This window comes from Streptomyces sp. SKN60 (assembly GCF_026236535.1).
In the GTDB taxonomy this organism is placed as follows: Bacteria; Actinomycetota; Actinomycetes; order Streptomycetales; family Streptomycetaceae; genus Streptomyces.
On record NZ_JAHTMW010000001.1, the window covers coordinates 127,445 to 141,468 of the forward strand.

The following is a 14,024-nucleotide window of genomic DNA, read 5'->3' on the forward strand; positions in this document are numbered from 1 at the left end:
TCCCCCCGATGAGAACCGTCCCTGCAAGTCCTGCGCCGCAGTCAGGGGGAAGCTCGCGGCGCGGGACCCCGCAGTGAGGGCCGGTTCCTCAGCCCCGCGGATTCCTGCCAGATCCGCCGGGCTCGACATCCATCCTGCGCCTCCGCCACCCTTCCGGGGGTCGGCGAAAGACCCCGATCCACGGGCCCTTGGTCCATAAAGGCCGCGCAAACAACCGCTCGGCTAGACTCGGCGACCGCTCAGGGGCGGCTCTAGGGGAGGGCAGACGGATGGCGCAGGCGAAGAAGATCGCGCTCTATGCGGTCGTGGTCTTTGTGCTGTACACGATCATCACGTCTCCGGCCCGGGCGGCGGACCTCGTCCAGGTAGGGTTCGAGGGAATATCGAGCGCCGCTCAAGGAGTGGGTCAGTTCATGACCGAGCTCGTGAATTAGGAGACGACAGTGATCCGCCATCTGGTCCTCTTCAAGCTCAACGACGGCGTGCAGCGCGACGAGCCGCGCGTCGTCGCCGGCGTCGAGGCCTTCCGCGCCCTCGGTACGCAGATTCCGGAGCTGAAGTTCTGGGAGTGCGACTGGAACATCACCGACCGGCCGATCGCGTACGACTTCGCCATCAATTCCGCCGTCGCCGACCGCGACGCCCTGCAGCGCTACCTGGACCACCCCGCACACCAGGCGGGCGTGGGCATGTGGCGCGAGTTCTCCACGTGGGTCATCGCCGACTACGAGATCGAGGGCTGACCTCCTCGCCCCCGCTTCGCCCCCCATTCGGGCCCCTCGCCGACACCGGCGGGGGGCCCGGATGCTTACCCCGCACACCCACCCCCAACACGTCGCTATGCGGTGCTTGCACACAGTGGACATGTCTTGTGATGCTATGACCGCTTTTGACGGATGAGTCGACCGAAGTTGACGTGAAGGGGTGGCGTGAACGTGCCGGCCAGTACAGCGCCTCAAGTCCCGCCCCAGCCCCAGAACGAGGCCGGGCCCGCGGAGACGGCTCCCCACCCCCCGGAACCCCCGCGCCCCCGCCCCCAGAGCACCCGCGGCGCCGACACCCGCGCCCTCACCCAGGTGCTCTTCGGCGAGCTCAAGAAGCTGGAGCCGGGCACCGCCGAGCACCACCGCGTCCGCGGGGCCCTGATCGAGGCCAACCTCCCCCTCGTGCGCTACGCCGCCGCCCGCTTCCGCAGCCGCAACGAGCCGATGGAGGACGTGGTCCAGGTCGGCACCATCGGCCTGATCAACGCGATCGACCGCTTCGACCCGGACCGCGGCGTCCAGTTCCCGACCTTCGCGATGCCGACCGTCGTCGGCGAGATCAAGCGCTACTTCCGGGACAACGTCCGCACCGTCCATGTCCCGCGCCGGCTCCACGAGTTGTGGGTCCAGGTCAACGGCGCCACCGAGGACCTGACCACGGCCCACGGCCGGTCCCCCACCACCGCCGAGATCGCCGAACGCCTCAAGATCGGCGAGGACGAGGTGCTCGCCTGCATCGAGGCCGGCCGCTCCTACCACGCCACCTCCCTGGAGGCGGCCCAGGAGGGCGACGGGCTGCCCGGCCTGCTCGACCGCCTCGGGTACGAGGACCCCGCGCTCGCCGGCGTCGAACACCGCGATCTCGTACGGCATCTGCTCGTCCAGCTCCCCGAGCGCGAGCAGCGGATCCTGATGCTGCGCTACTACAGCAACCTGACCCAGTCTCAGATCAGCCAGGAGCTCGGCGTCTCGCAGATGCACGTGTCAAGGCTCCTCGCCCGCAGCTTCGCCCGGTTGAGATCCGCAAATCGGATCGAGGCGTAACCAGAACGGGTAGACCGTTTCCGGGCGGTTTTGCACCATCCCAAATGCCGCACACCCCTTGTTTCCTGCGGATATTCACCGGCGTCATGTCGACAAGTCACTACAGCGCGTTGCCGACATGTGACATTCTGCTGGAACCGCGTTTGGCGCAGCCCCGCCTCCGGTATTCAGGTGGAGGCTGCGTTCCTCAGATGGTCGTGGCCACCACGACCGTCCGCGACCTCAAAGGGGGTGGCATGTCCGCAGAACAGGGCAGCTCGAAGGTGCTCACGCTCACGCCCACGCTCACGCCCATGCCCACGCAGACGACGGCGCCGACCGCCGCCGACCGCTCGACGGCGGAGGACCTCACGACGGCCGAGGCCACGCCGGACGCGGCGGGCACGGCGGGCGCGACGGAGGTGGCCATGACGGACGCGACCACGACGGACGTGGCCGCCGACCCGGCCACGGGCTCAACTCCCGTCGCGGAGAACGCCGTCACGCAGCCCGCCGTCGCGCCGGAGGCCCTCGACACCCGCACCCTCTCCCGCTCCCTCTTCCTGCGGCTGCGCGCCCTGGACGACGAGGGCGCCGCCGCGGACAGCCCCGAGCGGACCTACGTCCGCGACACCCTCATCGAGCTCAACCTCCCTCTCGTGCGCTACGCGGCGGCCCGCTTCCGCTCCCGCAACGAGCCGATGGAGGACATCGTCCAGGTCGGCACCATCGGCCTGATCAAGGCGATCGACCGCTTCGACTGCGAACGCGGCGTGGAATTCCCGACGTTCGCGATGCCGACCGTCGTCGGCGAGATCAAGCGCTTCTTCCGCGACACCTCGTGGTCGGTGCGCGTGCCGCGCCGGCTCCAGGAACTGCGGCTCGCCCTCACCAAGGCCAGCGACGAGCTCTCGCAGAAGCTCGACCGCTCCCCGACCGTGCCCGAACTCGCCGCGGTGCTCGGGGTGTCGGAGGAGGACGTGGTCGACGGCCTCGCCGTCGGCAACGCGTACACCGCCTCCTCCCTCGACTCCCCGTCCCCCGAGGACGACGGCGGCGAGGGCTCCCTCGCCGACCGCCTCGGCTACGAGGACACGGCCCTGGAGGGCGTCGAGTACCGCGAGTCGCTGAAGCCGCTGCTCGCCAAACTCCCGCCCCGGGAGCGGCAGATCATCATGCTGCGCTTCTTCGCCAACATGACGCAGTCGCAGATCGGCGAGGAGGTCGGCATCTCGCAGATGCACGTCTCCCGGCTGCTGACGCGGACGCTGGCGCAGCTGCGCGAGGGCCTGATCGCCGACTGATCGCGGACTGAAGTTCCGCGTTTCCCTTCCTCGCTGACACAGGGTCAGACACACTGACGCCATGTGGCGACGGAAGCGACAGCCGGGACTCGTGGTGGTCGCGCTCTGCCTCGGCGGGGCGCTGACCGCGTGCGGCGGCAGCGACGACGGCGAGGGTTACGCGGCGGTCGGCGCCGGCCAGACCGTGCCGAAGGGCGCGGTGCCGCCCTCCGGCACGGTCACCCTCGTCCCCCTGGACCCGAAGGCCACCGGCCCGGAACTCACCTCCAGCACCTCCCGCCCGTCGCCACGACCGTCGGGCGGCACAGGAAGTCGTACGGGTACGGTTCCGGGCGGTACGGCCACGGCGCCGCCCCCGGTCAGCGGCGCGCCGGCCCCGCCCCGTACCCCGGGAAGCCCGGCGACCACGCCCGCGAAGCCGCCGACGACGTCAGCGCCGTCCCCCGCACCGACGAGCACGGCGCCGCCTCCCACCAAGCCCCCGGCTCATGCGCCGGCCCCGGCGCCCGCCCTGCTCACGCTCTCCGCGCCCGTCCTCACCGACACCGACAAGCGCTGGTGCGAGAACGTCACCCTCACCTTCCGCAACACCGGTGGCACGGCGGCCCGTTCGGGCACGGTCACCTTCGCGACGCATGTCATCGGCGCGCTCGGCATCGACTGGGCGACCCTCACGTCGAGCCAGTCACTCCCCGCGCCGATCCAGGCCGGGGCCACCCGCACCCAGACGTACACCGTCTGTGTGGACTCGTGGCGGGTGCCGCTCGGCATGCACGTGGACACGCAGAAGGTCACCGCCGCATGGCAGTGAGCAGCAGCTCCGCGAACTCCTCCGGGTGCTCGACGCAGCCGATGTGCCCGCCGGGGAACTCGACGATCTCCGCCCCGGTCAGCTCCGCGATCCTCCGGGACGGCCCGACCAGGGCCTCTTGACCCGCCGACTCCCGCCCGAGGCCCAGGATCATCGTCCCGGCGGCGGCGCGCAGCCCGGCGAGGTCGGGCGCGGAGGAGGAGAAGGGGCAGAGCACGTGCTCCAGGAAGACGGGCATGTTGGCGCCCATGCGAGCGGCCATCGGCCGGATGGAGGGAGGCAGTTCGGCCGTCTCCTGCTCCCTCTCGGGCTTCCGTCCGTCCGGCGTCTCCGCGAACCGGGCCATGGCCGCTGCGAGCCCCTTCGTACGGTGCAGCTCGCGCACCTCGGCGAAGTGGTCGCGGTACGGGGCGGGGTCGGCGAGCAGCTCCACGAGCGGCGGCTCGTGGGCGACGAGCCGGCGCACCCGGTCGGGCCGGGCGGCGAGCAGCGCGAGCCCGACGATGGCGCCGGAGCTGCTGCCGAAGACGTACGCGGGCTGGTCGGGTGTGACGGCGTCCAGGACCGCGAGCGCATCCCTGCCCCACTCCTCGACCCGCTGGTCGGTGAGCGGCCCGTCCAGCGGGCTGCGTGAGAGTCCCCGCTGGTCGTAGGAGACGACCGTGTGCCCGGCGTCCGCGAGCAGGTCGGCCATCCCCTCGAACATCCCGGCGTCGCCCGCGCCGCCGGGGATGAGGAGGAGGACGGGCCCGCTGCCGCGGGATTCGTAGCGGAGGGTGGCGCCGGGCACCTTCACATGGCCGATGTCGTTCATTTCTGGCTCCCCCAGTTCTCGAGTGTGGTGTGCAGGGCGTCGAGCGAGCGCGCCCAGGACGCGGCGACGGGCCGGGTGTGCTGGAAGCCGCCGCTCAGCTCTATGTGGATGAACCCGTGGAAGGTGGCACGGAGAAGGCGTCCCGCGTCGGTGAGGTCGGGTTCGCCGAGGCCGTAGCCGCGCAGCATCCCGTACGTCAGCTCGACCGCGCGCTGGAAGACGGCGGTTTCCTGGACCTCGTCGAGCTCGATCCGCTGCTGGGTGGCCGCGTAGCGGCCGGGGTGGGCGAGCGCGTAGTCCCGGTAGGCGTCGGCGAAGGCGACCAGCGCGTCCCGCCCGGAGCGGCCGGCCACGGCGGCGCCGATCGCCTCGTTCATCTCGTGCGAGGCGAGGAGGGCGAGCCGGACGCGCAGGTCGCGCAGGTTCTTGATGTGCGAGTACAGGCTCGCGTCCTTGACCCCGAAGCGGCGCGCGAGCGCCGAGACGGTGACCTTCTCGATCCCCCCGGCCTCGTCGGCCAGTTCGGCGGCGGCGCGGACGAGGAGGTCGGGGGTGATTCCGGCTCGGACCATGGCTTGCGTGGGCTCCTTCCTAGGACTCCTAGGAAGGAAGCTAACACCCTTAGGGAAGCGGAGGCACGGGATTTTCCCGAAGTGGATGCAGGTCGGATTGGTGACGGCGAAGGAGGACGTTCGCGTCGGTCTCCGCGCTCCAGTCGAACCGCTCCCGGGCGGCGGCCCGGGAGAGCGCGAGCTCGTCGCACTCGGCACAGCTCGGCACGGGCGCGGGCGGGCGCATCAACTCGTACGTCGCACTCGCCCGCTCGTTCACGGCCCGCACCCCGGCGGTGATCCGCTCGTCCCGCGTGGCCGGCCGCACCTTCTCCGGATCCGCCTGCCACTCCCGCCCGCCCCCGATCGGCCGCAACATCGCATACGGCCCGGCCACCCCCCGGTACTCCCCCACCTTCCGCGCCACCACGTCATACAGAAAGTCCCCCCGCTCCGGCCCCTCGTACGCGCTGCCGCCGCCCGTGCACCCAGCCATGTCGCCGTTCCTCCCAGGACTCGCTTGCTCACTCGATCACCCGATCGGGCGATTACTCTGTGTGCTCCCAGCGTTGCTCAATGGAGAGGGCGGCCACAACGCTGATCGCGTGGCAAAGGCTGCTGTCACGAGGGGGGAGTTCAGGTGATCGAGCGGGGCGGGAAGGCGGGCGTGGAGCTCGCGACGACGGCGGAGATGTTCGGCGAACTGCTCAGGCACTACAGGGAGTCAGCGGGCCTGACACAGGAGGCGCTGGCGCGGCAGGTGCCGTGCGACCGGTCGCAGGTGGCGAAGGTGGAGGCGGCGAAGAGGGTGCCGACGGACACGTTCGCGAAGGCGTGCGACAGGGTGCTGGGGACGGGTCAGAAGTTATTCCACCTGTGGGAGCGGATCGACTGGTACCCGGAGGTGCAGCACCCGGACTGGTTCGAGCGCAGGGCGGAGATGGACGCGAAGGCCACCGCGATCCGCGCGTACCAAGTCCAGGTCGTGCCTGGCCTCTTGCAGACCTCGGCTTATGCCCACGCCCTGTACACACAGCGGCTCCGCGATGCCGAGGAGGTGGAGGAGCGCGTCCGCGCCCGACTTAGCCGCCAGCAGCGCTTCCTCGCACCGGGCGGCCCGACGTACATCGCTGTGCTGGACGAGAGCTGTCTGCAGAACCTGGTCGGAGACGCCACCGTCATGCGGGAGCAGTGCGCCCATCTGCTGGAGGTGGGTCAGCTCCCCAACATCCGGGTACAGGTAGTGCCGTTCGGCCAGCGCGGAATCGACCGTCCAGACACGTCCATGTCGCTGATCCAACTGCCCGACGGGCACCAGTGGGTCTACTCGGAATCGCTCGACAGCGGCCATTTCAGCGATGATCCGGCGCTCTTCACTCGACACAGCCAGACCTATGATGTGCTGAGGGCTGACTGCTTGTCGGGCCACGAATCTGCCGCCCTGATCAGCGACATGATGGAGAGGTACGGGCACCATGCGGAAGCACGATCTGTCAGCGGCAACCTGGATCAAGAGCAGCTACAGCGGGGCCAACGGCGGCGACTGCATCGAAGTCGCCCCCGGATTCCCCGACCTCGTCCCCGTACGTGACAGCAAGACGCCCACCGGCCCGGTGCTCGTGCTCTCCGCCCCGGCCTGGGCGACGTTCGTCGACTCCGTCCGCAGCTGAGAGGACGCCGCCATGGTGACGTGGATCAAGAGCAGCTACAGCGGGGACAACGGCGGAAACTGCATCGAAGTCGCCCCCGGATTCCCCGGCCTCGTCCCCGTACGTGACAGCAAGGCCCCGGAGGGCCCCGCTGTCGTCTTCGACCGCGCCGCGTGGGAGATGTTCGTCCACAGCCTGTGAATCGTCACGCCGCCAGCGCCAGGACGGCGACGGCCGGTGCCATGTACATCAGCGGAAAGGCGATGTGCCCGTACGCGCGGGCGCGGAGGACGGTGATGACCGCGCCCGCGAAGTACAGGACGAGTCCGATCGCGGCGGCGATCCCGATCGCCGGGATCGCGTACCCGACGAGGAGCCCCACCGCGCCGGCCAGCTTGGCGACGCCGAGCAGGTTCCAGGTGGAGCGCGGGACGCCGTACTCCGCGAGCGGCTCCACGACGAACTTCGCGCGGAAGAAGATCGCCGCTCCCGAGAAACCCGCCATGAAGGCGGCGACGGCGGTCACGACGGTGGCGGTGGTGGACATCTCTGGCTCCTCGCTCGTGCGGCGACGGGCGTTTCCCGCGCTCGCACTGCACTGACACCGCCCAGGCGGTACGTGTGACCGCCCCGGGAAGTTTTTTCTGGAGCCGTTTCTCGGGGCGGGGCTCGGGCCCTCCGGCCCGAGGTCCCGGCAGGCTTCTGGTGCGGCCGCCCTCTCTCCGAGCGTGGCCCCCTCCACCACCGCCTCAAGGGCGCTCCCTGCGGTCGCGTCGCAAGCGATGGCCTACGGCCACCCTTGACCCGGTGTCTCCGGGGGCCTTTAACCACTCGGAGGGCGGCCGGGGGGCCCGGCCACGCGGACAGGCCCGGGTATCGCTCCGCGCCATGGGCGGGCAGCGGGCCGGTGGGTAGGGGCTCGGTTCGCGGCGGGGGTTGTCGGGGATGACTCGTGGAGGTCAGTCGCCGTATGCACGCTCGCCCCAAGGCTCCGGCGCCGCCTGTGGCCTCCAGATGATGCAAAGTCCGCAATCCCCGGCCGGGTTGGGGTGAGTGGGACTCATGTGACTGGTGAGGCGATCCGAACGCGTTCCCAACCGACTTTGCACGCCGTCCGACGAGCAGCCGGCCTCGAAAGCGGCGGGCCTCTCGGGCAGGATCGGCTCCGGTCGGACCCAGCGGCGGGGTGGGGTGACGTGGGCGACTGGCGGACCGATCCGGCGTACGCGATGTGTCGGGCCTTGGTGGACGGGGCGGAGCTGTCCTCGTTCACGGGCGGGCCGTTCGACGTGCGGGCGGTGGTGGCAAGCATCCGGCCCGAGGCCAAGGACGGGTTTCTGCTCGACGAAGTGCCGTGGGAGCACTTCCCGCAGGGCCACCGTGTGAGGGATGCCGTGCGCCTGCTGCACTCCGGCGACTCGCCCGTTGACGCCGGGGCGGGCGTGGTGAGCGGCATGTGTGCCAATGACATGCGGGCCGCAGCCGCGCTCGCCGTGCCGTTCCTGATCCGGATCGCCGCCGACACCGGCCACCCCCGTCGTGTCGACGCGCTTGGCGAGATCCCCTGCCCGGCCCGCGCCCGCCACTTCGGCATCGCCTCCCGGGACGAACTGCTGCTCCACCGCCGTGCCCAGGACGACGACCTCTACGACGGCTACGGCGTCGAGGTGACCGGCTATCCGGCAGGCTGGTCGGTCGGCGCCGCCCGGGCCGCGATCACCGCCGACGCCACCCTCTTGCAGAACCTTCTCGACGACCCCGACCCTGCGATCCGGATCCGCGCCGCCTACGCCCTGGCCACCGTCACCGACCTCGAACGCTCTGTCCGTGGCGCCTTCGTCGCCCGGCTCGCAGTCGAGCAGGACCCGATCGTCCGCGCCGCCCTGGTCCTCGCCACCGCCGAAGCCACCCGTTCTCACCCCCACCCGCCGACCACTGCCTGGATGCGGGAGCGGTGGCGGGACCAGACACAGGTGTCCGAGGTCCGGCTGGCCGCCGCGATCGGCTGGCTCTGCCTCACCGACGAACCCGCCCCCGACGACCTGGTCACGGCGGTCGAAGACCTCGCCACCAAGGAGTTGGCCGACGCCATGGAGGCCCTGCCCTGGATGACCGCTGCCGGCGGGTCCGGGGAGACGGGACTGCGGCGCTGTGTGCGGAAGATGCTCCATCCCGAGCAGCCCGATCCGGCGCGGTCCGACGACCCGTGGGCCCCTCGCCCCTGAGGAGCGGCTGCGGGACATGCGAAAGGCGAGGAGCCCGCTCCTCGCCATGGTCAACGTATAGCGCACGGGGGGTCTTGCGGCAAGGCCCCCTCGGTGGCGCAGAATCGGCGACCGTTGCTGGTCGGAGTGAGGGGGAAGTGGCATGCGAGTGGTGCTGTCGTCGTACGGGTCGCGGGGGGACGTCGAGCCGATGGTGGCGCTGGCGGGTGCGCTGCGGGGGCTGGGGGCCGAGGTGCGGGTGTGTGCGCCGGAGGACGAGGAGTTCGCCGGGCGGCTGGCCGGGGTCGGGGTGGAGTTCGTGCCGGTGCGGTTGTCGATCCGGGCGCTGGTGGCCGGGGTGAACGGCGGGGCGGCGCCGTCGATGACCGAGCGGGTGACGATGGTGGCGGCGGCGCAGTACGAGGCGGTGGCCGTGGCCGGCGAGGGGGCGGACGTGGTGGTCGCGACCGGGCTGTTCCCGGCCGTGGCCGGGGCGCGGTCGGCGGCCGGGAAGCGGGGGCTGCGGTACGCGTACGTGTCGTACTTCCCCGGCATGCTGCCGTCGCCGCACCACCCGCCGTATCCGCTGCCGGGCCGTCCGCTGCCGGAGGGCGTGACCGACAACCGGACGCTGTGGGAGCTGGACGTCGAGGGGCAGAACGCGGTGTACGGGCCCGGGCTCGCCGCCTTCCGCGCGTCGGTCGGGCTGGCGCCGCTGGAGAGCGTCCGCGACTACGCGATCGGTGGGCGGCCGTTGCTCGCGGCCGATCCGGTGCTGGGGCCGTGGGAGGTGCCGGCCGAGCTCGATGTCGTACAGACGGGTGCGTGGATCCAGGCGGACGAGCGCCCGCTCTCCGATGACCTGGAGGGGTTCCTGCAGGCCGGGGAGGCGCCGGTGTACGTGGGCTTCGGCAGCATGTCGATGCAGGGGTCGGCCCACGCGGCGCGGGTGTCGATCGAGGCGGTACGGGGACAGGGGCGTCGGGTGCTCGTGTCGCGGGGGTGGGCCGAGCTCGGGCTGATCGACGACGCCGACGACTGCCTGGCGGTGGGCGAGGCCAACCACCAGGCGCTGTTCCCCCGGGTCGCGGCGGTGGTCCACCACGGCGGCGCGGGCACGACCACGACGGCCGCCCGGGCCGGTGTGCCCCAGGTGGTGGTTCCGCAGCTGGTGGACCAGCCGTACTGGGCGAGCCGGTTGGCCGGTCTGGGCGTCGGCGCCGCCCACGACGGCCCGGTGCCGAGCGTCGCCTCCCTGTCGGCCGCCCTGGCCACCGCCCTCGCGCCCGAGACCGGCACCGCGGCGCGGGAGCTCGCGGGGCGGATCCGTACCGACGGGGCCGAGCGGACCGCGAAGCTGCTCCTGGACGGCTTCGGCGAACCGGCGTGACTCAGTGAGTCAGTGAGTGAGAGGGCGGTCCGACCGCCCTCTCCCGCGCGGCTGTCAGCCCAGCGCCAGCCAGGCCACGCCTGCCAGGACGGCGATCGCGACGATCACGCCGACGATCACGCCGACGCGGGGGCCGGAGGACGGCGCGGCGGTCTGGTGCTGCTGCTGGCGCTGCGGGGTGCCCTCGTCGACGAAGGCGCGGAACATCTGCGTGCTGCCGGCGGGGTCGTAGCCGCCGTCGTTCGCCGGGCCCTGGCCGTACGGTGCTTGGGGGTTGTGTGCCATGGCCCCAGACCCTAGCGAACCCGGCCCCCTCCGGGTCCAGTGGGGCGCAGGGGGTTTCACAGGGCGCTCACCCGACCGCCGGTTCTGTGCCCGTACCCGCGTCCGGCTTCCGCTTTGCCGATTCTTTAGTCTGCTTTGACCGAATTAGTTTGCCTGAAGCAACCATCCATCTCTATGGTTGCTCTAAGCAACAAGATCGATGGAGACGCCTCGATGCAGACGCTGAACCGGTACGAGGAACTCGCCCGCGCGGTGAGCGCCATCGGCGCCGTCAAGCGCGGCCTCGCCCGCGCGCTGCCCGTCCAGTGCCAGGGCGGAGCGGCGGCGGTGCTCGCCCTCATCAAGCACCACGGCGACATGCGGATGAGCCGGCTGGCCGAACTGATGGCCGTCGACATGTCCGTGTGCAGCCGTCATGTGGCGCACACCGTGGACCACGGCTGGGTCGAGCGACTGCCCGACCCCGACGACAAGCGCTCCCGGATCCTGCGGCTCACCGACGAAGGCGAGGCGATGCTCGGCGAGCTCGACCAGCGGGTCACCGATGCCTTCGCCCGCCACCTGGCGGACTGGTCCGACGACGACGTCGCCCGGCTGACCACTCTCCTCGCCCGCCTCCGCGACTCCTTCGGGGACTGCCGGGCCCACCACGCCCGCGACTGACGACGGCCGCGACCGACGCCCGACCGCGACGACCGACGCCCGCGACGACTTCACGCAAAGGAAATTCATGGCTACCACCGCACCTGCCACGGGTGCACGGGAGGGCCGGGCCGACAGCTCCGGCGCCCCGATGACGCACCGGCAGATCATGGAGGCGCTGTCCGGGCTCCTGCTCGGCATGTTCGTCGCCATCCTGTCCTCGACGATCGTCTCCAACGCCCTCCCGCAGATCATCACCGACCTCGGCGGCGGCCAGTCCGCCTACACCTGGGTCGTCACCGCCGCCCTCCTCTCGATGACGGCGACCACCCCGCTCTGGGGCAAGCTCGCGGACCTCTTCTCCAAGAAGCTCCTGGTCCAGATAGCCCTGATCATCTACGTCGCCGGCTCGGTCGTCGCCGGCCTCTCCCAGAACACCGGCATGCTCATCGCCTGCCGCGTCGTCCAGGGCATCGGCGTCGGCGGTCTGACCGCCCTCTCCCAGATCATCCTGGCCGCCATGATCGCCCCGCGTGAGCGCGGCCGGTACAGCGGCTACCTCGGCGCCGTCTTCGCCGTCGCCACCGTCGGCGGCCCGCTGCTCGGCGGCGTCATCACCGACACCGAGTGGCTCGGCTGGCGCTGGTGCTTCTACGTCGGCGTGCCCTTCGCGCTCATCGCGCTGTTCGTCCTGCAGAAGACCCTCAAGCTCCCCGTCGTGAAGCGACAGGTCAAGGTCGACTGGGCCGGCGCCTTCTTCATCAGCGCCGCCGTCTCCCTGCTCCTCATCTGGGTCACCTTCGCCGGCGACAAGTACGACTGGATGTCCTGGCAGACCATCGCCATGGTCGGCGGCTCCGTCCTCCTCGGCGCCCTCTTCCTCCTCGTCGAGTCCCGCGCCGCCGAGCCGATCATCCCGCTGCGCCTGTTCCGCAACCGCACGATCGCGCTGGCCTCCACGGCCTCCCTCTTCGTCGGCGTCGCGATGTTCGCCGGCACGGTCTTCTTCAGCCAGTACTTCCAGCTGGCCCGCAACGAGTCGCCGACCATGTCCGGCGTCCTCACCATCCCGATGATCGGCGGCCTGTTCGTCTCCTCGACGGTCTCCGGCATGATCATCACCAAGACCGGCCGCTGGAAGGCCTGGCTGGTCAGCGGCGGCGCCCTCGCTGCCGGCGGCCTCGGCCTGCTCGGCACGATCCGTTACGACACCGAGTACTGGCACATCGCGATCTTCATGGCGGTCCTCGGCCTCGGCCTCGGCATGATGATGCAGAACCTGGTCCTCTGCACCCAGAACCAGGTCGCCCCCTCCGACCTCGGCGCCGCCTCCTCCACGGTCACCTTCTTCCGCTCCCTCGGCGGTGCGATCGGTGTCTCGGCGCTCGGCGCGGTCATGGCCCACCGGGTCACCGACTACGTCAAGGACGGCCTGACCGAGCTCGGCCCCAAGGCCGCGGCGGCCATGGGCCAGGGCGGCGGCGGCATCCCCGACATGGACAAGCTGCCGGCCCCGATCCGTACGGTCATGGAGAGCGCGTACGGCCACGGCGTGGGCGACGTGTTCCTCTACTCCGCGCCCTTCGCGCTGCTCGCCTTCCTCGTGACGCTGTTCATCAAGGAGGTCGCGCTGAAGAGCAACACCACGGTGAAGGCCGACGAGGTGACCGACAAGGTCGCCAAGTAACGGCCACAGGACTCCCGGGCGCGCTTCGAGCGGAGGCGCGGCCGGGTACGGAACGGAGCGGCGGGCAGGGGACGGCCCGCCGCTCCGTCATGCGTCCGAAGCCTGTTCCGTACGGCTGCGCTCGACCATGACCTCGATGCCCGCGATCAGCACGTCGAGCGCGTAGTCGAAGTCGCGGTCCCAGATCTCGTCGACACTGCCGTGCGAGGCCCGCTCGTCGAGGATCTCGGTCATCCCGTCCAGGGCGCCCATGAACTGCTCGTCCTCGCGGAAGGCCTTGATCGAGTCGGCGTAGAAGGCGTCCTGCGACATCCCGGCCTGCTGCGCGACCCGGCCGAACTGGCCCTCTATCGTGCCGTAGCCGTAGACGAACTGGAAGACCGCCGACATCGCGCTCGGCTGGCGGGAGATCGGCAGTCCGGTGTCCCGGATCGCCTCCTGGATCTTGGTCCCGACGGCGATCGCGTGCGGGCCGATGTTCAGGTACTGGCCGGCGCACGGCGACATCCACGGGTGCCGCACGAGCATCTGCCGGTAGTCCTGGGCGAGGACGCGGATCCGCTCCCGCCAGTCGCCGGCCGCGTCGACCGCGCCCAGGTCGACCTCGCCGTAGCAGGTGTCGACGGCGTACTCGATGATGTCGTCCTTGGTGTCCACGTACCAGTACAGGGACATCGCGGTGACGTTCAGCTCGGTCGCCAGCTTGCGCATGGACAGCTTGGCCAGACCCTCGTCGTCGAGCATCTTGATCGAGGTGCCGACGATCCGGGCCCGGTCGAGCCCGGTCGGGCCGCCGCCGCTGCGGGCGGCCCGACTCTCCAGCCAGACGCTGGAACGCGCCGGATTCTTGGCCCTGTCGGCTGCCTTGACCATCGCGCTCCTCCGCCTGTCCGTCGTTCC

The 14,024-nt window shown here is 70.9% G+C and carries 18 protein-coding genes; 12 read left to right on the forward strand and 6 right to left on the reverse strand.

Annotated elements, in window-relative coordinates; translation table 11 throughout:
• Positions 1-269: 269 nt before the first annotated feature.
• From KV205_RS00610 to KV205_RS00630, 5 genes are all read left to right on the forward strand, one after another.
• A complete protein-coding gene (locus KV205_RS00610) occupies positions 270-434 on the forward strand; it encodes a hypothetical protein (RefSeq protein ID WP_164986384.1) in 165 nt (54 codons plus the stop codon).
• A 9-nt stretch (positions 435-443) separates the two neighbouring features.
• On the forward strand, positions 444-743 hold the full coding sequence (locus KV205_RS00615; protein WP_265861253.1) for a Dabb family protein: 300 nt from the start codon (positions 444-446) through the stop codon (positions 741-743).
• Between the two features lie 192 nt (positions 744-935).
• Positions 936-1,808 carry an RNA polymerase sigma factor SigF gene (locus KV205_RS00620; protein WP_374214592.1) on the forward strand — a complete coding sequence of 291 codons (873 nt, stop codon included), beginning with the start codon at positions 936-938 and terminating at the stop codon, positions 1,806-1,808.
• A gap of 236 nt (positions 1,809-2,044) precedes the next feature.
• A complete protein-coding gene (locus tag KV205_RS00625) occupies positions 2,045-3,091 on the forward strand; it encodes an RNA polymerase sigma factor SigF (RefSeq protein ID WP_265861255.1) in 1,047 nt (348 codons plus the stop codon).
• Between the two features lie 61 nt (positions 3,092-3,152).
• The gene (locus KV205_RS00630; RefSeq protein WP_265861256.1) at positions 3,153-3,902 is read left to right on the forward strand and encodes a hypothetical protein; all 750 of its coding nucleotides are present in this window, start codon (positions 3,153-3,155) and stop codon (positions 3,900-3,902) included.
• Here KV205_RS00630 and KV205_RS00635 read toward each other — a convergent pair.
• From KV205_RS00635 to KV205_RS00645, 3 genes are read right to left on the reverse strand one after another with little or no spacing between them, the layout of a single operon-like run.
• Complete coding sequence (locus tag KV205_RS00635; RefSeq protein ID WP_265861257.1) at positions 3,883-4,716, reverse strand: alpha/beta fold hydrolase; 834 nt, start codon at positions 4,714-4,716, stop codon at positions 3,883-3,885. The two genes, KV205_RS00630 and KV205_RS00635, sit on opposite strands and share 20 nt — an antisense overlap.
• Positions 4,713-5,288: a TetR/AcrR family transcriptional regulator gene (locus KV205_RS00640; RefSeq protein WP_265861258.1), complete on the reverse strand. Its 576-nt coding sequence runs from the start codon at positions 5,286-5,288 to the stop codon at positions 4,713-4,715. Before KV205_RS00640 ends, KV205_RS00635 begins: the two co-directional genes overlap by 4 nt.
• Positions 5,289-5,337: 49 nt before the next feature.
• Complete coding sequence (locus KV205_RS00645) at positions 5,338-5,763, reverse strand: hypothetical protein (protein ID WP_265861260.1); 426 nt, start codon at positions 5,761-5,763, stop codon at positions 5,338-5,340.
• A gap of 195 nt (positions 5,764-5,958) precedes the next feature.
• On the opposite strand from KV205_RS00645, the gene KV205_RS00650 reads away from it, so the two are divergent.
• The 3 genes from KV205_RS00650 to KV205_RS00660 are packed head-to-tail and all read left to right on the forward strand — an operon-like array spanning position 5,959 to position 7,117.
• Positions 5,959-6,858: a helix-turn-helix transcriptional regulator gene (locus KV205_RS00650; protein WP_265861871.1), complete on the forward strand. Its 900-nt coding sequence runs from the start codon at positions 5,959-5,961 to the stop codon at positions 6,856-6,858.
• Entirely contained in the window at positions 6,815-6,937 is a 123-nt protein-coding gene (locus tag KV205_RS00655) for a DUF397 domain-containing protein (RefSeq protein ID WP_265861873.1), read from the forward strand. The genes KV205_RS00650 and KV205_RS00655 overlap by 44 nt, the downstream gene beginning before the upstream one ends.
• 12 nt (positions 6,938-6,949) lie before the next feature.
• Positions 6,950-7,117, forward strand: coding sequence for a DUF397 domain-containing protein (locus KV205_RS00660; RefSeq protein WP_265861262.1), 168 nt, complete (start codon positions 6,950-6,952; stop codon positions 7,115-7,117).
• Positions 7,118-7,121: 4 nt separating this feature from the next.
• Here the strand turns inward: KV205_RS00660 and KV205_RS00665 are convergent, their stop codons facing one another.
• Positions 7,122-7,463, reverse strand: coding sequence for a DoxX family protein (locus KV205_RS00665; RefSeq protein WP_265861263.1), 342 nt, complete (start codon positions 7,461-7,463; stop codon positions 7,122-7,124).
• Positions 7,464-8,112: 649 nt separating this feature from the next.
• On the opposite strand from KV205_RS00665, the gene KV205_RS00670 reads away from it, so the two are divergent.
• Both KV205_RS00670 and KV205_RS00675 read left to right on the forward strand, forming a co-directional pair.
• The gene (locus KV205_RS00670; protein ID WP_265861264.1) at positions 8,113-9,141 is read left to right on the forward strand and encodes a HEAT repeat domain-containing protein; all 1,029 of its coding nucleotides are present in this window, start codon (positions 8,113-8,115) and stop codon (positions 9,139-9,141) included.
• Between the two features lie 142 nt (positions 9,142-9,283).
• On the forward strand, positions 9,284-10,510 hold the full coding sequence (locus KV205_RS00675; RefSeq protein ID WP_265861265.1) for a glycosyltransferase: 1,227 nt from the start codon (positions 9,284-9,286) through the stop codon (positions 10,508-10,510).
• A gap of 54 nt (positions 10,511-10,564) precedes the next feature.
• On the opposite strand, the gene KV205_RS00680 is transcribed toward KV205_RS00675, so the two are convergent.
• Positions 10,565-10,795, reverse strand: coding sequence for a hypothetical protein (locus KV205_RS00680; RefSeq protein WP_265861266.1), 231 nt, complete (start codon positions 10,793-10,795; stop codon positions 10,565-10,567).
• Positions 10,796-11,008: 213 nt separating this feature from the next.
• Here KV205_RS00680 and KV205_RS00685 point away from each other — a divergent pair, with 213 nt between their 5' ends.
• Together KV205_RS00685 and KV205_RS00690 are read left to right on the forward strand one after the other, a co-directional pair.
• Entirely contained in the window at positions 11,009-11,458 is a 450-nt protein-coding gene (locus KV205_RS00685; protein WP_265861267.1) for a MarR family transcriptional regulator, read from the forward strand.
• A gap of 67 nt (positions 11,459-11,525) precedes the next feature.
• Positions 11,526-13,124, forward strand: coding sequence for an MDR family MFS transporter (locus KV205_RS00690; protein WP_265861268.1), 1,599 nt, complete (start codon positions 11,526-11,528; stop codon positions 13,122-13,124).
• 87 nt (positions 13,125-13,211) lie between these two features.
• On the opposite strand, the gene KV205_RS00695 is transcribed toward KV205_RS00690, so the two are convergent.
• Positions 13,212-13,997 (reverse strand): TetR/AcrR family transcriptional regulator, encoded by a 786-nt coding sequence (locus KV205_RS00695; RefSeq protein WP_265861270.1) that lies wholly within the window; start codon positions 13,995-13,997, stop codon positions 13,212-13,214.
• Positions 13,998-14,024 lie beyond the last annotated feature (27 nt).